Origin of the sequence: Streptomyces nodosus (genome assembly GCF_008704995.1) — a bacterium.
GTDB lineage: Bacteria > Actinomycetota > Actinomycetes > Streptomycetales > Streptomycetaceae > Streptomyces > Streptomyces nodosus.
In genome coordinates this window covers 4,993,901-5,010,001 of the sequence record NZ_CP023747.1, presented here as the reverse complement: position 1 = coordinate 5,010,001, position 16,101 = coordinate 4,993,901, and the positions used below count along the sequence as shown (strand labels likewise).

General features: G+C 69.3%; 18 protein-coding genes and 1 pseudogene. 8 read left to right on the top strand and 11 right to left on the bottom strand.

The features are described 5' to 3' along the window. Positions 1-87 precede the first annotated feature (87 nt). The 4 genes from CP978_RS22725 to CP978_RS22710 all read right to left on the bottom strand — a co-directional run bounded on the left by CP978_RS22725 (position 88) and on the right by CP978_RS22710 (position 3,353). Positions 88-651, bottom strand: a complete 564-nt coding sequence (locus tag CP978_RS22725) for a Clp protease N-terminal domain-containing protein (RefSeq protein ID WP_043443798.1) — start codon at positions 649-651, stop codon at positions 88-90. Continuing rightward, on the bottom strand, positions 651-860 hold the full coding sequence (locus CP978_RS22720) for a helix-turn-helix domain-containing protein (RefSeq protein WP_018571396.1): 210 nt from the start codon (positions 858-860) through the stop codon (positions 651-653). The genes CP978_RS22725 and CP978_RS22720 overlap by 1 nt, the downstream gene beginning before the upstream one ends. A 180-nt stretch (positions 861-1,040) precedes the next feature. Next, complete coding sequence (locus tag CP978_RS22715) at positions 1,041-2,006, bottom strand: zinc-binding dehydrogenase (protein WP_043443795.1); 966 nt, start codon at positions 2,004-2,006, stop codon at positions 1,041-1,043. A gap of 126 nt (positions 2,007-2,132) precedes the next feature. Next, positions 2,133-3,353 carry an NAD(P)-dependent malic enzyme gene (locus CP978_RS22710; RefSeq protein WP_043443793.1) on the bottom strand — a complete coding sequence of 407 codons (1,221 nt, stop codon included), beginning with the start codon at positions 3,351-3,353 and terminating at the stop codon, positions 2,133-2,135. A gap of 543 nt (positions 3,354-3,896) precedes the next feature. On the opposite strand from CP978_RS22710, the gene CP978_RS22705 reads away from it, so the two are divergent. The 3 genes from CP978_RS22705 to CP978_RS22695 are packed head-to-tail and all read left to right on the top strand — an operon-like array spanning position 3,897 to position 6,620. Then, positions 3,897-4,847 carry an ABC transporter substrate-binding protein gene (locus tag CP978_RS22705; RefSeq protein ID WP_043443791.1) on the top strand — a complete coding sequence of 317 codons (951 nt, stop codon included), beginning with the start codon at positions 3,897-3,899 and terminating at the stop codon, positions 4,845-4,847. Positions 4,848-4,881: 34 nt separating this feature from the next. Continuing rightward, positions 4,882-5,817 carry an amino acid ABC transporter permease gene (locus CP978_RS22700; RefSeq protein ID WP_043443789.1) on the top strand — a complete coding sequence of 312 codons (936 nt, stop codon included), beginning with the start codon at positions 4,882-4,884 and terminating at the stop codon, positions 5,815-5,817. 50 nt (positions 5,818-5,867) lie between these two features. After that, positions 5,868-6,620, top strand: a complete 753-nt coding sequence (locus CP978_RS22695; RefSeq protein ID WP_043449301.1) for an amino acid ABC transporter ATP-binding protein — start codon at positions 5,868-5,870, stop codon at positions 6,618-6,620. A gap of 133 nt (positions 6,621-6,753) precedes the next feature. Here CP978_RS22695 and CP978_RS22690 read toward each other — a convergent pair whose 3' ends face one another. Further along, positions 6,754-7,539 (bottom strand): class I SAM-dependent methyltransferase, encoded by a 786-nt coding sequence (locus CP978_RS22690; RefSeq protein WP_043443788.1) that lies wholly within the window; start codon positions 7,537-7,539, stop codon positions 6,754-6,756. An 83-nt stretch (positions 7,540-7,622) separates the two neighbouring features. On the opposite strand from CP978_RS22690, the gene CP978_RS22685 reads away from it, so the two are divergent. Beyond that, complete coding sequence (locus CP978_RS22685; protein WP_043443786.1) at positions 7,623-8,252, top strand: CGNR zinc finger domain-containing protein; 630 nt, start codon at positions 7,623-7,625, stop codon at positions 8,250-8,252. Here the strand turns inward: CP978_RS22685 and sodX are convergent. Beyond that, on the bottom strand, positions 8,156-8,590 hold the full coding sequence (gene sodX, locus CP978_RS22680; protein WP_079162550.1) for a nickel-type superoxide dismutase maturation protease: 435 nt from the start codon (positions 8,588-8,590) through the stop codon (positions 8,156-8,158). The genes CP978_RS22685 and sodX overlap by 97 nt on opposite strands. 145 nt (positions 8,591-8,735) lie before the next feature. Between sodX and sodN the strand changes: the two genes are divergently transcribed. Continuing rightward, on the top strand, positions 8,736-9,131 hold the full coding sequence (sodN, locus tag CP978_RS22675; protein ID WP_043443782.1) for a superoxide dismutase, Ni: 396 nt from the start codon (positions 8,736-8,738) through the stop codon (positions 9,129-9,131). Positions 9,132-9,599: 468 nt separating this feature from the next. Here the strand turns inward: sodN and CP978_RS22670 are convergent, their stop codons facing one another. Beyond that, positions 9,600-10,166 (bottom strand): site-specific integrase, encoded by a 567-nt coding sequence (locus CP978_RS22670; protein WP_150478287.1) that lies wholly within the window; start codon positions 10,164-10,166, stop codon positions 9,600-9,602. Here CP978_RS22670 and CP978_RS22665 point away from each other — a divergent pair. Beyond that, positions 10,123-10,770, top strand: a pseudogene (locus CP978_RS22665) (hypothetical protein); the annotation flags it as partial. The gene CP978_RS22670 and the pseudogene CP978_RS22665 overlap by 44 nt on opposite strands. Then, entirely contained in the window at positions 10,767-11,129 is a 363-nt protein-coding gene (locus CP978_RS22660) for an ASCH domain-containing protein (protein WP_043443780.1), read from the top strand. The pseudogene CP978_RS22665 and the gene CP978_RS22660, both read left to right, overlap by 4 nt. Before the next feature lie 56 nt (positions 11,130-11,185). Here the strand turns inward: CP978_RS22660 and CP978_RS22655 are convergent, their stop codons facing one another. Further along, positions 11,186-12,613 (bottom strand): hypothetical protein, encoded by a 1,428-nt coding sequence (locus CP978_RS22655; RefSeq protein WP_043443778.1) that lies wholly within the window; start codon positions 12,611-12,613, stop codon positions 11,186-11,188. A gap of 133 nt (positions 12,614-12,746) precedes the next feature. Between CP978_RS22655 and CP978_RS22650 the strand changes: the two genes are divergently transcribed. Continuing rightward, positions 12,747-13,322, top strand: a complete 576-nt coding sequence (locus tag CP978_RS22650; protein WP_221500963.1) for a hypothetical protein — start codon at positions 12,747-12,749, stop codon at positions 13,320-13,322. 86 nt (positions 13,323-13,408) lie between these two features. On the opposite strand, the gene CP978_RS22645 is transcribed toward CP978_RS22650, so the two are convergent. The 3 genes from CP978_RS22645 to CP978_RS22635 are packed head-to-tail and all read right to left on the bottom strand — an operon-like array spanning position 13,409 to position 16,022. Further along, complete coding sequence (locus CP978_RS22645; protein ID WP_043443776.1) at positions 13,409-14,035, bottom strand: hypothetical protein; 627 nt, start codon at positions 14,033-14,035, stop codon at positions 13,409-13,411. Further along, positions 14,029-15,261: an ABC transporter permease gene (locus tag CP978_RS22640; RefSeq protein WP_227745427.1), complete on the bottom strand. Its 1,233-nt coding sequence runs from the start codon at positions 15,259-15,261 to the stop codon at positions 14,029-14,031. Before CP978_RS22640 ends, CP978_RS22645 begins: the two co-directional genes overlap by 7 nt. Then, a complete protein-coding gene (locus tag CP978_RS22635; protein ID WP_043443774.1) occupies positions 15,258-16,022 on the bottom strand; it encodes an ATP-binding cassette domain-containing protein in 765 nt (254 codons plus the stop codon). Before CP978_RS22635 ends, CP978_RS22640 begins: the two co-directional genes overlap by 4 nt. Between the last annotated feature and the right edge of the window lie 79 nt (positions 16,023-16,101).

Genomic DNA, 16,101 nt, shown 5'->3' with positions numbered 1-16,101 from the left:
CGGGCTCTCCAGGGAAGCGGAACAACCGAGTACCCGCTTTACCCTAGGGTCCGCCCCGGCGGCCGAGGGTCAACGCCGCGGGGCCGCTCACCCGGCCTTCGCCCCTCCCCCGCCCCAGAGGACGCGCTCCAGGGCCTCATGGGTCACCCCGTGATCGGCGAGGACCTCGGCGGGAACACCGGGCCGGGCGGTCAGGGCGAGAAGCAGATGCTCGTCGCCGATGTGCCGGTCGCCGTGGGCGGCGGCGGTGCGCAGGGATGCGGCGAGAAGGTCCCTGGCCCCCGGGGTGAACGGCCGTCGGCCGAGCCGCCGTACGCCGCCCGCGCGGCCCGCCACCAGCGCGCCCTCGCCATGCGCCTCCTCGACCCGCGAGACGATCTCCGCCAGGTCGATGCCGATCCCGGCGAGGGCCTCCGCGTCGGCACGGGAGAGACCGCCCCGACGACGCGCCTCGGCCAGGTCGCGCGCGACCGCGTCACGCCGGCCGGAGAGCCCGAGCGAGGTCAGGGCGAACGAGGCCCGGCTGCCCTCACGGTCGAGGAGGGCGAGCAGCAGATGCGCCTCGTCGACGCGTTTCTCCCCGGCCCCCTCACAGTGCTCGACCGCGCCGGTGACCACCGCGCGGGCGTCCTTGGTGAACCGCTCGAACATCACTGCCTCCCGTACTTCTTGTGCACGGCCTGCCTGCTGACTCCGAGTTCCGCGGCGATCTCCTGCCACGACCAGCCCTGGTTGCGCGCGCTGCGCACCTGCACCGCCTCCAATTGCTCCAGCAGCCTCCGCAGCGCGGCGACCGCCCGCAGCCCCACACGCGGATCGCGGTCGCCCGCGCGCTCGGCAAGATCCGTTGCTTCGGTCATGATGTCAACTTAGGTTGACGAGAGCCGGATGTCAACCCTGATTGACAGATCGACCGCCGGACATACGAACGGCGGACCCGGGAGAACCGGGCCCGCCGCGAAGGCGACACCGACCGACGAGCGGAAAGGAGTGGGACGACCGACAGCCGAACGGCAGAGACGGACGGACCGACCGGGCCGTCAGCCCGTGGTCAGCACGATCTTGCCGAACTGACCGCCCGACTCCAGCCGTTCGAATCCCTCCCGGGCCCGATCGAGCGGCAGGACCTCGTCGATGACCGGACGCACTCCCGTGGCCGCGCAGAAGGAGAGCAGATCCTCCAGCTCGTCCTTGGTGCCCATGGTCGAGCCGACCACCTTCAGTTCCAGGAAGAAGATGCGGGTGAGTTCGGCGTGCGAGGGACGGTCGCCGCTGGTGGCACCCGAGATGACGACCGTGCCGCCGGGGCGCAGGGACTTGACGGAGTGGGACCAGGTGGCGGCGCCCACGGTCTCCAGGACGGCGTCCACCCGCTGCGGCAGCCGCGCGCCGGGCTCCAGGGCCTCCACCGCCCCCAGTTCCAGGGCCCGCTTACGCCTGGCCTCGTCCCGGCTGGTGGCGAAGACGCGCAGTCCTGCTGCCTTGCCGAGCACGATCGCGGCCGTCGCGACCCCTCCGCCGGCGCCCTGGACGAGGACCGAGTCGCCGGGACGCACACCGGCGTTGGTGAAGAGCATGCGGTACGCCGTCAGCCAGGCGGTGGGGAGGCAGGCGGCCTCCTCGAAGGAGAGCTCCCTGGGCTTGGGCAGAAGGTTCCAGGCCGGCACCGCGACCTGTTCGGCGAAGGTCCCCTGATAGCGCTCGGTGAGGATCGAGCGCGGCTCGTCGAGGTCGACACCGTGGCCCGACTGGCCGATGACGGAGTGCAGGACGACCTCGTTGCCGTCCTGGTCCACACCGGCGGCATCACAGCCGAGGATCATCGGGAGTCTGTCCTCGGACAGGCCGACGCCCCGGAGGGACCAGAGGTCATGGTGATTGAGGGAGGCGGCCCTGACATTCACGGTCGTCCAGCCGGGCCTGCGCCCGGGGGCCGGGCGCTCTCCCAGCTCAAGGCCGGTGAGGGGGTGGTCGCGGTCGATACGTGCGGCATAGGCGGCGAACATGACCCCGACCCTAGGCTCCACGGCGGGTGCGAGGGAACGGACGCTACCTGTGACACGCGCCCCGCGCCGGGGAACCGACGACGGCCGACGGGTGGCCGGGGGCAAGCCCCCGCCCACCCGGTCGAGCTACCGGCGCGCGACGCCCTCGGCCCGCGCCGCGGCGGCGACCGCGGCCGTCACCGCCGGGGCCACCCGCTCGTCGAAGGGCGAGGGGATCACATAGTCGGGCGCCAGATCGTCCCCGACGACCGCGGCCAGCGCCTCGGCGGCCGCGATCTTCATCCCCTCGGTGATCCGGGACGCCCGCACCTGCAGCGCACCGGCGAAGATGCCGGGGAACGCCAGCACATTGTTGATCTGGTTCGGGAAGTCGGACCGCCCGGTCGCCACCACGGAGGCGTACTTGCCGGCGACGTCCGGGTGCACCTCGGGGTTCGGGTTGGCCATCGCGAAGACGAAGGCACCCTTCGCCATCGAGGCCACGGCCGCCTCCGGCACCGTACCGCCGGAGACACCGATGAAGACATCGGCGCCCGCGAGTGCCTGTTCGAGGGAGCCGCTGATTCCGGCCTTGTTGGTGAACCCGGCGAGGTCACGCTTGACCGGCGTCAGATCGGCGCGGTCCGAGGACACCACACCCTTGCGGTCGGCGACCGCCACATCGCCGATGCCGGCCTCCACCAGCATCTTCGCGATGGCGACCCCGGCCGCGCCGGCGCCCGAGATGACCGCGCGCAGCTCGCCGAGGGTGCGCCCGGTCAGCTTGGCCGCGTTCCGCAGGGCCGCCAGCGTCACCACGGCCGTACCGTGCTGGTCGTCGTGGAAGACCGGGATGTCCAGCCGCTCCTGGAGACGGCGCTCGATCTCGAAGCACCGCGGCGCCGAGATGTCCTCCAGGTTCACGCCCCCGAAGGAGGGTGCCATCCGGACCACGGTCTCGATGATCTCGTCCACATCCGTGCAGGCGAGCGCGATCGGAACCGCGTCCACACCGCCGAACTGCTTGAACAGGATCGCCTTGCCCTCCATCACCGGGAGGGAGGCCTCGGGGCCGATGTCGCCGAGGCCGAGGACCGCCGTGCCGTCCGTCACCACGGCCACGACCGACGACTTCCAGGTGTAGTCGTGCACCAGCTCCGGCTGCTCCGCGATGGCGGTGCACACCCGGGCGACGCCGGGCGTGTACGCCAGGGACAGGTCGTCCTTGTTCCGGACCGGCACGGTGGCCTGCACGGCCATCTTGCCCCCGCGGTGCAGCGCGAACGCGGGATCGAAGGAGTCGGGGTCGACCCCGCCGTCCTGATCCGCATTGCTGTCGCTGCGAGGATTGACGATCTCCGCTGCCACTGTCTTGTACCCCTTAGTTGTTCATGGTTTGAGGGTGACCACTCCTGATTGAGGAGCGGGCGGGCACCGTGTATGACCCTGATGAACCGATATGCATGGGTGCATACGCGACGGGCGCGCCGCACACGCGCCCTGAGCCCCGGATGAGGGGTCTGAAGAACCTTCTTACCGGACGGATGGCGTCCGGGACGAGTTCATCACACAAGGGTCGCACGCCGGTAAGATGACTCATGGTGGAAAACGTGGACAAGTCGGCGATACTCCCCTTTCGTTCTCACGTATTCGGCACGCGATCCTTCCGAACGTGAGATGCGCCGGAGATCTTCCGGCTGATGGGAATGATTCCCGCACATGGTCCGGCCGTGTTCGGCCGTCCAAGGCGGTTCAGAGGTCGCTCGTTATCCGATTTTGACATAGCGGGTCCCCTGAATGCCCGGGCCTGAATGGCAAGATGCCTCAATCACACGAGGTCGCGAACTCGAGGGGGTACGCGATCTCGTCGACCCATCGGCAGCCCTGCCCATCCCGCCGGAGGAACCCGCCATGACCGCAAGCTCCTGTCGTCGTAAGACCGTCGCGCGCTCCCGGATAGCTGCGGTCGGCGCCGTCGTGGTCGCGGGCAGCTTGCTGCTGGCCGGCTGCGGTGACCAGACGAAGGGCAAGGACAGCAGCGCGAGCAGCGCTTCCGCCCCGCTGGCCGACAAGCTCCCCGCGCAGATCCGCGACGCCGGTGTCATCAAGGTGGGCTCGGACATCGCCTACGCACCGGTCGAATTCAAGGACGACTCGGGCAACGTCGTCGGTATCGACCCGGATCTCGCCGCGGCGATGGGCAAGCAGCTCGGTGTGACCTTCGACTTCAGGAACGGCACCTTCGACGGCCTGCTCACCGGTCTGCGGTCCAAGCGCTATGACGTCGCGATGTCGGCGATGACGGACAACAAGAGCCGTCAGGAGGGCGTCGACCCCTCCACGGGCAAGAAGGTCGGCGAGGGCGTCGACTTCGTCGACTATCTGACCGCCGGTGTCTCGATCTACACCCGCAAGGGAGACACCAAGGGCATCACCTCCTGGGCCGACCTGTGCGGCAAGAAGGTCGCCGTGGAGCGCTCCACCATCTCGGAGGACCTGGCGAAGGCCCAGTCGAAGAAGTGCCCGAAGGGCAAGGCGATCACCATCCAGGCCTTCGACGACGACCAGCAGGCCCAGACCCGTCTGCGTTCCGGCGGCGTCGACGCGGTCTCCTCGGACTTCCCGGTCGCCGCGTACGCGGTCAAGACCTCCGGCGGCGGCAAGGACTTCGAGATCGTCGGTGACCAGGTCCAGGCGGCGCCGTACGGCATCGCGGTAGCCAAGGGCAACACCCAGCTGAGGGACGCGCTGCAGGCCGCGATGAACGCCGTCATCAAGAACGGCGAGTACGAGAAGATCCTGGAGAAGTGGGGCGCCCAGAACGGTGCCGTGCAGGAATCCGTCGTCAACGGCGGCAAGTGACCGCGGACGCGCGGCCACTGAGAGGCGGACACCTGTGACTGCTGACATCGACAAGACGGCAGGGGCCAAGGACACTCCCCCGGCCGGACCGCAGGCCATCAAGGCCATTCCGGTCCGGCACTACGGGCGGTATCTCACCGCCGTCATCGCGATCGCCATCCTGGTCGCGATCGTCTACGCGTTCGGCCAGGGCAAGATCAACTGGCACGCTGTTCCGGACTATTTCTTTGACGACCGGATCATGACCGGCGTCGGGAAGACCCTTCTCTTGACGGTGCTGTCGATGCTGATCGGCATCGCCGGCGGCATCGTCCTGGCGATCATGCGCCTGTCGAAGAACCCGGTGACCTCGTCCATCGCCTGGTTCTACATCTGGTTCTTCCGCGGCACCCCGGTCCTGGTCCAGCTGTTCCTGTGGTTCAACCTGGGCCTGGTCTTCGAGTACATCAACCTGATGCCGGTCTACAAGGACTACTGGTCGAACTTCATGACGCCGCTACTGACGGCGCTGCTCGGCCTGGGTCTGAACGAGGCGGCGTACATGGCGGAGATCTGCCGCGCCGGACTGCTCGCCGTCGACGAGGGCCAGACCGAGGCGGCCCAGGCGCTGGGCATGAGTCACAGCAAGACCCTGCGCCGGATCGTCATTCCGCAGGCGATGCGGGTGATCGTGCCACCGACCGGCAACGAGGTCATCAACATGCTGAAGACGACCTCCCTGGTGGCGGCCGTCCAGTATCCGGAGCTGTTCCGCTACGCCCAGGACATCGGCCAGGTCTCCGGCGCCCCGGTGGAGATGTACTTCCTCGCCGCGGCCTGGTACCTGGTCATGACGTCGGTGCTGAGCGTGGGTCAGTACTACATCGAGCGGTACTACGCCCGCGGCTCCAGCCGCAGCCTGCCGGCGACACCGTGGCAGAAGGTCAGGGCGCATCTGACGTCCTTCTCCAGCAGGAAGGTCACGGCATGACCGACAAGCTCATCGAGCAGGACTCCGCCCCGGCCGACGCCTCGGTCGCGATGGTCAAGGCCGAGGGCGTCCACAAGTCCTTCGGCCAGGTCGAGGTCCTCAAGGGCATCGACCTGGAGGTCAGGCCCGGCGAGGTGTTCTGCCTCATCGGACCCTCCGGCTCCGGCAAATCGACGTTCCTGCGGTGCATCAACCACCTGGAGAAGATCAACGCCGGACGGCTGTATGTCGACGGCGAGCTGGTCGGCTACCGGCAGCACGGCGACAAGCTGTACGAGCTGCGCGACCACGAGGTGGCACGCAAACGCCGGGACATCGGCATGGTCTTCCAGCGCTTCAATCTGTTTCCGCACATGACCGCGCTGGAGAACATCATCGAGGCCCCGGTCCAGGTCAAGGGCGTGAGCAAGTCCGAGGCCAGGACCCGGGCGATGGACCTGCTGGACCGCGTGGGCCTGGCCGACCGGGCGGGGCACTACCCCTCGCAGCTCTCCGGCGGCCAGCAGCAGCGGGTGGCGATCGCCCGCGCGCTGGCCATGGACCCCAAGCTGATGCTGTTCGACGAGCCGACCTCGGCGCTCGACCCGGAGCTGGTCGGTGACGTCCTCGATGTGATGCGCGACCTCGCCGAGTCCGGGATGACGATGGTCGTCGTCACCCATGAGATGGGCTTCGCCCGCGAGGTCGGCGACAGCCTGGTCTTCATGGACGAGGGCGTGGTCGTCGAGTCCGGCCATCCGCGCGAGGTGCTGACCGACCCCCAGCACGAGCGCACCCGGTCGTTCCTGTCCAAGGTGCTTTAAGAGCTACGAACAAAAGTGGGGCCCGGCGGGCGGCGCCCACTTTTGTTCGGAGCTCTAAGCGCACACCTGGGTGCCCCGGCCGTCCTGGCCGGGGCACCCTGCTGTGTACAGCGCCTTCCGCTGCCCGCCGGCCCTACTTGAGCGCCAGCAGCAGCGTGTCCGAGGGCGAGCACCACACCGGGCGGGCCTCGCCGAAGCCCTTCTCGCGCAGCACCCGCGCATGCCAGGCGGCGGAGGGCATCTCACCGTCGGCATGGGCGCCGTAGATCTCGAAGCGGCGGGCGGTCGGGCCGGCGAGCACCGGGTCCTCGGCGGCCAGCTGCCACCACTCGGCCCAGTCGAGCGCGCCCGCGCGCTGGGCCCGGCCCCCGCGGGCGTGCCGCAGGGTGCTCTCGGCCGCGTTGATCCGGGGTGTCGTGTCGTCGACCATATGGTCGGCGTTCATGAAGACCCCGCCGTGGCGGACGAGTTCCGCGATCTGTCCGTAGAGAGTCTCCAGTGGTCCGATGCGCAGCCAGTGGAGGGCCGTGGCGGTGAGGACCGCGTCGTAGGCGCCGTGCGGCAGGCGGGCCGGCCAGTCGGGGTCCTTGAGGTCGGCTTCCACGAGGGTGACCCGGTCGTCGCCCGCAAAGGTGCCGCGGGCGATGGTGAGCAGCGCGGGGTCGAGATCGACGCCGGTGCTGGTGGCACCGGGGAAACGGGCGAGCAGCCGGGCCGTGATGCTGCCCGTGCCGCAGGCGAGGTCCAGGACGCGGGGCTCGGTGCCGACGCAGGCCTCCACCATGTCCAGCATGATCCGGAAGCGTTCCTCGCGGTCGGGCATGTACCACTCCTGCTGGCGGTCCCAGCTCTCCTGCCAGGCCGCCCAGTCGGTGGTCGTCGCCGTGCTGCCGATGTCCGCCACAGGTCCCTCCGTCATGTCCGTCACGTAATACCCTGGGTACACGACCGTCTCTTACCCGACCGCACCACGACCATAGAGCGCCTCCGTAAGGACTACAAGTGGAACTGGCCTATTACTCGGATTACGCCGTACGCCTTGTGAACACCGAGGAACCGGCCCGGGGCAAGGACTCGCTCACCTCGGTGGATGCCATCCGGGACCTCTTCGGGATCAACCAGTCGGCGGCCCGTCGCGCCACCGACGCCGATGTGACCCGGTTCCGTTCGGTCCGGGCCCGGTTGCGCACGGTCTTCGAGGCGGCGGACACGGGCGACGAGACCCTCGCGGTGGACCTGCTGAACTCGCTGCTCCTGGAGTTCCCGGTGAGCCCGCAGATCTCCGGGCACGACCACCGGGACGACGACGGCCGCCCGCTGTGGCACATGCATCTCGCGGACCATCCGTCGAACGCGACCGCGGGCTATGCGGCGATCGCCGCGATGGGCCTCGCCTTCCACCTCACCGAGTACGGTGTGGACCGCCTGGGCCTGTGCGAGGCGCCGCCCTGCCGCAACGCCTACCTGGACACCTCGACCAACCGCTCCCGGCGATACTGCTCCGACCGTTGCGCCACCCGCGCGAACGTGGCCGCCTACCGCGCCCGCAAGCGCCTGGAGGCAGACCGGACGGAGAGCACCGGCCTGGCGGCGGAGAGCGCCCAGCGCACCCGCGCGAAGAGCGAGCGCTGATCCTCCTTGAGCGGCCGGTAGCGCAACCACACCTTCCCCAGCACGAGCTCCTCGGGGACGGTGCCGTAGTCGGTGCTGTCCCCGCCCGCGTACGGATTGTCGCCCAGCACCCACCAGCCGCCCTCGCGCAACTCCACGGCGCGCTTGACGACCAGCAGGTCCTGCTGGAAGGGGTGGCGCAGCACGATGACGTCACCCGGACGGACGCGTGCCCCGTACTGCACGAGGAGCCGGTCCCCGTGCCGCAGCGTGGGCACCATGGACGGCCCCGTCACCTCCGCCGCCCCGAACGGCAGCAGGGCCTTCGTACGCTCGGTCTCCTGTGACAGCTCCGGCATCGCCGACACCTCCCCGGTCCGATCCTCCACCAGTCCCAGTCTCACCCCGGACTTTTGACGTAAGCCCACGGGGGCACTCGCGAAAACCCGTTCCCCACGGAGTAATGTCCCACCTGAGAAGACGATCACGAGGAAGGACAGCTTCATGCTCTCCCGCCTGTTTGCCCCCAAGGTCACGGTCAGCGCCCACTGCGACCTGCCCTGTGGCGTGTACGACCCGGCCCAGGCCCGCATCGAGGCGGAGTCGGTGAAGGCCGTGCAGGAGAAGATGGCCGCCAACGACGACCCGCACTTCCAGGCGCGCGCCATCGTCATCAAGGAGCAGCGCGCCGAGCTCGCCAAGCACCATGTCTCGGTGCTGTGGAGCGACTACTTCAAGGCCCCGCACTTCGAGAAGTACCCCGAGCTGCACCAGCTGGTCAACGACACCCTGAAGGCCCTCTCGGCCGCCAAGGCGTCCACCGACCCGGCGACCGGCCAGAAGGCCTTGGACTACATCGCCCAGATCGACAAGATCTTCTGGGAGACCAAGAAGGCGTGATGCCGCGCCACTCTCCCGTGATCGTCGGTCGGCGTTCCGCCGCAGGTCAGGGGCCTTTTTGAAGGGGTCCGGCTGGTTCTCCGGCCGGGCCCCTCACCTGTCTCCCGAGGGCTTTCAAGATCCACTGGGAGATTTTTGGGAGATCATTTTCTGATGCTCCTTGAGGGACCTCTCCCAGCGCCGCTGCAGGGTCTTCGCGATCCGCCGGCGCATGACCGGGATCACGTGCCGGTAGGTGCTGACGCCGTTCCCCTTCCGGCGGACCTTGTGGCTCATCCGCTCATCGATCGCGGACTGGGCCGTGTCGTCCTCCTCCAGCCAGGTGCGCTGCGCATGACGCAGTCCGTGCGGGACGAGTCCTTCAGGCCGGGCACCGCGGGGATCTCCGGCCGGAACCGGCGTCCACGGATCTGGGGAAGCTCTTCGTGGCCTTCCACGATCGGATCCCAGAACCGGCCGTAGAACTGGTCATCGACGCGGATCGGCTTGCCTCGCACGGCCGGGAAGGCGTTCGGCCTCGTGGCTCTCCAGGACCTTCCAGAGGAGATCCCCGAGGAAGGGCGGAAGGATCAAGGTCCGGTACGAGCTGTACTTCGGTGGATGCAGCTTGAACCCACCCTTGAGGTAGTGCCCCTGGTGCTCCACTCGGATGTGCTGGTCCCATGGATCCCGGTCGGGGCCCACCCAACAGAACTCCCGCCGGAGCCCGGCGATCTCGGCGATACGCATGCCTGTGTACGCCATGACCAGGATCATCACTTCGCCGATGAGGCCGCGGATGACGCGGGCGTTGTCGGCCAGCAGGAGCGCCTGGACCGGGTCGGGGTAGACGTAGGTGTCCTCGGCAGAGTCTTCGGGCTCGTACCTGCCTCGCCGCCGACTCTGAGCAGGTACCGGGTTGACGCCGAAGAGGCCTTCCACGACCGCATCACCCATGATCATGCGGAACGTCATCTCGATGCTGTCCGCATAGTTCTTCGCTTGCGCGGCCCGCACTGACGCCGCCCGCTGGTGGCTCGCCCCGTCCACGGGCATCCCGCACCTCCGCGTCCCCTGTCCGCACCCCTGCTGCGGATGGACGGAGAAGCACTCCGAACGCACCCGGGTCCACCTCGCCGGCCCCGAGTCCGCGGACGTCTCCGCTGTCTGCCTCCACCACGGCTCATACAAGGCCACCATCACGCCCACCGCCGGCGGCTATATCGACCTGGCCACCCTCTACCGCAACCTGGTCAAGGAACTCGGCCTGACCAGCCCCCAGGGCACCCTGCACATCATGGTCAAAGGCGGCGACTGGGTCTTCGGCTGCCACCTCGTCGACGAGGCACTCCAAGCGGTAGGCCTCGCCCGAGCCCAGCTCCCGGCCCGCCTGTTCTGCCCCCAGGTCGTCACCGACACCGGCGCCAAGCTGTCGAAATCCCTCGTACGAGAAGGCCGTGTCCCCTTGCCCGAAGGCGCTGCCCCTTGGATGCTCGACACCCGGCAGTGGCCCGGCACCGTCACCTAGTACGCCGACCAACTGCTCGCCATGGCCGAGACCTTGCTCTCCGACCCCCGCCACTTCTTCCGCTCGCACTCGGCCGCCGAGATCGGCCGCCTGATCACCGCACCGTCCCCCAGGAGCGTTCCCTGCCGATGACCGACCGCACCGCCCGCGTCCGCGAGCTCAACCTCTACCGCCAGTACTTCGAGCTCGTCGCCGCGGGCGCCAAGACCATCGAGGTGCGGGTCAAGTACCCGCACCTCGCCGACCTCGCCGCCGGCGACACCATCCGCTTCCGCATCAAGGACACCGACGAGACCTGCGACGTCCAGGTCCTCCGCGTCACTGAGTACCCCGACTTCGAAGCCCTCCTCGACGGCGAAGGCCCCTGCAACGTCAACCCGACCGCCACCCGCGACCAGCAACTCGCCAACATCCGCACGATCTACGGCCCCGAGAAGGAAGCCCTCGGGGCACTCGCCATCGAGATCTTTGGCTCCAGCAAGGCGCACTGAGCGGGAAGACGAAGAGGCTTCATCGCCAGCCGGCCATGGTGCCCTCCTTCCACGCTTCAGGAGCAGTTCCACTCCTCGCTCGGTAGCGAGTGCCACAGGTCGAGCCAGTCGTAGTGCAGGAAGAGCGGTCGCGTCAGGACGGCGTCGCCGGCCCGCTGGGAGCGGATCGCCAGGCCGAGGTCGGCGAAGACCGGATCGGCAGCGGGGCTGTACATCAGGCTGCCGGGCCGCGGTGTGGTGCGGTGGACGAGCCAGTCCTCCACCTGGGAGGGCGCGCAGCCGGTCAGCGGGGCCGCGTCGAGTCTCACCTGGGGGCCGGTGAGCGCGTTCACGGCCACACACCCCAGGCGGCTGTCCCGGAAGATGGCCCTGATCCCGGTCGCGGTGAAGTCGGCGAAGTCGAGCTCGTGGCCTTCGCCGTGACGGGAGGAGGACAAGACGGTCGGTCGTTCGCCGAGGGCTCCGGTGATCTCCTCCAGGGTCATCCCGAAGTGCAGCGGGCCGACTCCTGTGTACGGCGTGAAGTCCCACTCGGCGCGCTCCTCGGCCCTGGCGATCCGCCACGGGCCCCGACGTCCCGCCTCGCTCCCCGGGGCGGCCACCGGCGGCTCGGGGGCCGACTCGTGCGGGGCCGCCTGCACGGGCGCGGTCCGGTCCTCACGCCGCCGGCCGGGTCGGTCCGGAGCCGCGGTGTCCTCGGGCTGCTCCTCCAGCCAGCGGATCGCCTGCTCCCGGCCCTCCCCGAACGGGTCGTCCGCCAGATCGCGTGCCCGGTCCAGGGCCGCACGGTGCGCCTCCTCCGCGACGACGAGACCGGTGACGTCCTCCCCCCAAGCCGCCAGTCGTTCCCGGGCGATCCACCGGTGGTACGAGTCCACGCTCACGGCCAGGACCGCGCGGACGGCGGGCGCGTACCGGGGTACGGACGAGGCGAGGGCGGGGTCGGCCAGCAGCAGGGCGGTGGCCGCCAGCGCGGCCTCCCTCACCTGCGGATCGTCGTCCTCGCAGAAATCCGCGATACGGTCCTGGAGCACCGGCCGTGCCGCACGGGCGGCGGCCAGATCCCGCGCCGCGCCGACACCGTCCTCGACGTCCAGGCGGGCGATGTCGGCGAACCAGGCCAGCCAGTTCAGCAGTTCGGCCCGCAGCGACCGCCGGTTCGCCCTGCGCTCCCACCGGTCTTCGGCGAGGGTGCGCGGATCGTCGAGAAGAAGGGCGACGACCAAGGCCGCCGGGGCGGATGCCGGGAACAGCCGCTCCTGATGGAGGAGCAGCCGGTACAGGTTCCCGACCGCACGCACCCTGCGGGACCGGTCGGCGGCGAGCACATTGATGAGAATGTCCGGTGTGTCGGGCACACCGTGTCGGCCCGTACAGAAGTGCGGCAGCTCCTCCCAGGAGGTGCCGGCAAGCTCTGCCCGCGCTGTGGGCGGCAGGGAGCCGGCTGAGGCATCAGGACGGTTCGCGGTTCTCTCGTCGATCACGGCCGCAGTGTTCCAGCCGACTCCGACACCGGCGCGGCGCCGATACCGGGTTCTCAAGGCCGTGAAGGTGGGGCGTGCATAGACTCATGGCGTCCAGGTGATCGTTGTCCGCCGGTACGGCGCCCGTGGGTGGATGGGAGGCACGCCGGTGTGCAAAGTGGATCACGAGGCCGCAGCGGTGACAGCGACAGCAGCCCTGACGGCGGCCTATCCGCACCTGAGGCAGGAGGCTTTCCCGCATCCGGCACTGGAAGGGTGCGAGGACGTGGAATGGTCGTCCATTCCTGGCTGCCCGGTCGATGTCCCGGTCGTCCTGCGCGGGCTGCTCGATCCCGACGCGGCTGAGATGGCCGAGCAAGCACTGGACTGGCTTGTGATGTCAGGGCCGATGTCCATCAGTGCCACGATGCCGGCGGTCGTCCCGTACCTGCTGAGACTGACCGCCGATCCATCGGTCCCACGCCGGAACGAACTCTTCGGGCTCGTGCTCATAGCCGCCGCCTTGTCCGCACCGACCGACCCCGACAACGCGTGGGACCTGGCGGTCGGCGGCCCCGAGAGAGACCACCCCGAACGGGCCCTCTGCCGAGCGGCATTCGTTGCCGACGCGGCATGGGTGCGGCGCCTGCTGGCCGACGACGAACTGTTGGCCGGCCTTCAACTGGGTGAGGACGACCGGGCATCACTGGCCCAGGCGGCCGGGTTGTAGCGCGCGAAGCCCCCGGCCGTCCCCGGCCCACAGGCCGCCGAGCACGGCGTCCATGAGGGTACGGGTGCGGTCTCTTCGTCCGGTGGTCAGGTGCTGCGGTCGGCCCGGAGGAGGACGAGGAGCATCCCTGTCGCCATCAGTCCCGTCGCGATGACCCAGGCCGTGCCGTTTCCGGTGGTCGCGCGGGGCCAGGACCACCAGGGGGTGTCTGTTCCTCCGGTTCCCGGTGTTCCCAGGAGGAAGGCGGGGACCGTCTGTGTGACGGGGAGGAGCCAGGAGAGCCGGAGACCGAGCAGCGCGGCGGAGAAGGCTGCCAGGCCGGTGAAGCCCAGCAGGTTTCGGCAGGCCAGGGGGATCGCGTCGGGGTCGCCGGACAGCAGGAGGGCGATGCATGCCGAGAGCATCGCGATTCCGAATGCCACGGTCAGATGTCGGGCAAGGACATGGGAGCGGGGCCGGGCGGCGGCCCGGGAGAAGTCGGCCATGCCGTCGATCGTCGAGATCAGCACGCCGATGCCGAGCAGCATGGGCATAAAAGCCGCGCCCGATGCCGGAACGGGCTTGTCGCCGCTCATGTCGGGGAAGAGCACGGCCTGCCCGCCCCACCAGGTGAGCACCGCGGCGCAGCCGACCAGGAACGCGAGGGAGCGAGCGCTGTGGTGGGACCGGAGGTGGCTTGCGAGGGGGGAGAAGCCGCGGTCTTCGGTCAGCAAGGCGCCGCCATGTCGCGAGCCCATTCCTTCGCCCGGCTGACCTGTTCGGCGGTCGGGAGTTTCCTCGCCCGCCGGACGTCGGACAACCATGCCGTGTCTCCCGAGTAGGTGTACGCGGGCAGCTTCCCGGAGTCCGTGGCGCGCGCCTCCAGCCATGTCTCCAGCCGGAGTCCCGCATACATCCTGCGTTCCGCCAGGGCTTCCGGCTCGCTCTCGCACCAGGTCTGGTGGGGGCCCGTCAGTTCCAGAAGCATGGTGTGCAGAAGGTCCTTCCGCCCATGGTCCAGGGTGAAGCCGCCCGTGCCGTCCCGCTCCAGCCCTTGTTCCGCATAGCGTTCGGGGGCCGGCACGACACCCCGGGCGGCCCTGGCCACCCTGTCCGCCGCCGCCACGGCTTCCGGCAGGCGATGCACGTGCTCCGGCCATACGCACACGGTGCCTCCTCCGCCCGCTTCGCACACCGGCGTTCCGACCCGACGGGTCTCCAGCAGGGCGCTGTCGCTTCCCGGCATGGCGACCACGCAGACCAGTGTGGCCAGGGAGAAGAACCCCGCCGCGCCCGCCGCCCCGGTGCTCCGCCGGTCCCTGCTCAGCAGCGAACTCACCGTGCACATGGCCGCCACGGCGAGCCCGGTGATCGCGAGCCGCCACACCAGATGCGTGGCCGAGAGCCGCACATCGATGGCGTGGTAGAAGACGACATCGGCGAGCGGGGAGGACTGCGAGCCGAAGACCAGGCTGAAGAGGAGGAACCCGCCGACGGCCGCGAGCGCGCCGGTGAAACGGCCGGGCAGCGAGCGCCCGATGAAGTGGCCGAGGGCCAGGGCGAAGACGACCCCGGAGACTCCGAAGAGGACGTAATCGAGCCAGGGACCACCGGGAGCCCCGGCGGTGGCGATCCAGGTGAAGGCGGTGCAGAGGAGGTAGACGGCGCCGAGCCATACGGCGTCAGCGGTCAGGCGCGCCAGTTCGACCTGGTGCGGGGGCCGGGCCGCGAGAAGTGCCTCCGCTCCACTACGCCGGAGGCGGGAGGCTCTCTCCGCGGCGATACCGGTCCCGGCCACCATCAGGGGGATGGCGGCGCGGGTGGCCGCCGCGGACGTCTCCGGCCAGGATCCCCTCCAGTCCCCGCCGACCAGGAAGACCATGGCCGTGCAGGCCGCGAGCAGAGGCGGGGCCGCCCAACGGACGGGGGTCCGCCGGAGTTCGACGAGCAGTCCGGTCATGGCGCGCCCACCGCCTGCGGGCCGGGAGCGCTCAGGGCCGAGGCATAGCCCCGTTCGAGAGGGGTGTCCCCGGGCGCGTCGGCGGTGGCCGACTCCTCGAGCTCGGCGGGCGTCCCCACGAACCGCAGGGTCCCCTCCTGCAGCACGCCGATGGTCGAGCACGTGTGCGCCACGTCCTCCACCAGGTGGGTGCTGAGCAGGACACAGCTGTCCTGTGCCAGATCGCGGACGAGTTCTCTGAATCTCACCCTCTGATGGGGGTCGAGCCCGGTGGTCGGTTCGTCGAGGATCACCAGCCTCGGCCGTCCGGCGATGGCCTGGGCGATGCCCGCGCGGCGCAGCATTCCACCGGACAGTTTCCGTAACGGCGTGCGTGACGAATCACCGAGTTCCACCCGTTCGATCGCCTCCGCCGCGGCCTCCGGAATACGGTCCCGGGGGATTTCCCGCAGCCAGGCGCAATGCCTCACGAAATCCGTCACCGTGAAGTCCGCGGGATAGACAAAACTCTGCGGGAGGAAACCGATCTGGCGCCGGGCCGCCCTCAGTTGCTTCGCCGTGGTCACCTCATGGCCGAACAGGCGGATACTGCCCGAAGTCGGCCGGCTCATCGTGGCCAGGCTCCGCAGGAGCGTGCTCTTGCCCGCACCGTTGGGGCCCAGAAGACCGAACGCCCCGGCGTCCAGTTCGAGGCCGACACCGCGGATGACGGGTTTTCCGCGGTATCCCTGATGAAGGGCGTGCATTTCGAGCAGGGGCATGGACGACCTACAGCATGGGCAAAGCCCCACTGAAGGGCTTGTGCGGCGAGAAATTCCCGTGGCACAAATGACTATAAGC

Excerpts from the sequence above, each read along its gene's own strand:
- CP978_RS22725 (WP_043443798.1), bottom strand. The coding sequence starts at position 651 with ATGTTCGAGCGGTTCACCAAGGACGCCCGCGCGGTGGTCACCGGCGCG.
- CP978_RS22720 (WP_018571396.1), bottom strand. The coding sequence starts at position 860 with ATGACCGAAGCAACGGATCTTGCCGAGCGCGCGGGCGACCGCGATCCG.
- CP978_RS22715 (WP_043443795.1), bottom strand. The coding sequence starts at position 2,006 with ATGTTCGCCGCCTATGCCGCACGTATCGACCGCGACCACCCCCTCACC.
- CP978_RS22705 (WP_043443791.1), top strand. The coding sequence starts at position 3,897 with ATGACCGCAAGCTCCTGTCGTCGTAAGACCGTCGCGCGCTCCCGGATA.
- CP978_RS22695 (WP_043449301.1), top strand. The coding sequence starts at position 5,868 with ATGGTCAAGGCCGAGGGCGTCCACAAGTCCTTCGGCCAGGTCGAGGTC.
- CP978_RS22690 (WP_043443788.1), bottom strand. The coding sequence starts at position 7,539 with ATGACGGAGGGACCTGTGGCGGACATCGGCAGCACGGCGACGACCACC.
- sodX (WP_079162550.1), bottom strand. The coding sequence starts at position 8,590 with ATGCCGGAGCTGTCACAGGAGACCGAGCGTACGAAGGCCCTGCTGCCG.
- sodN (WP_043443782.1), top strand. The coding sequence starts at position 8,736 with ATGCTCTCCCGCCTGTTTGCCCCCAAGGTCACGGTCAGCGCCCACTGC.
- CP978_RS22670 (WP_150478287.1), bottom strand. The coding sequence starts at position 10,166 with ATGCCCGTGGACGGGGCGAGCCACCAGCGGGCGGCGTCAGTGCGGGCC.
- CP978_RS22660 (WP_043443780.1), top strand. The coding sequence starts at position 10,767 with ATGACCGACCGCACCGCCCGCGTCCGCGAGCTCAACCTCTACCGCCAG.
- CP978_RS22650 (WP_221500963.1), top strand. The coding sequence starts at position 12,747 with ATGGGAGGCACGCCGGTGTGCAAAGTGGATCACGAGGCCGCAGCGGTG.
- CP978_RS22640 (WP_227745427.1), bottom strand. The coding sequence starts at position 15,261 with ATGACCGGACTGCTCGTCGAACTCCGGCGGACCCCCGTCCGTTGGGCG.
- CP978_RS22635 (WP_043443774.1), bottom strand. The coding sequence starts at position 16,022 with ATGCCCCTGCTCGAAATGCACGCCCTTCATCAGGGATACCGCGGAAAA.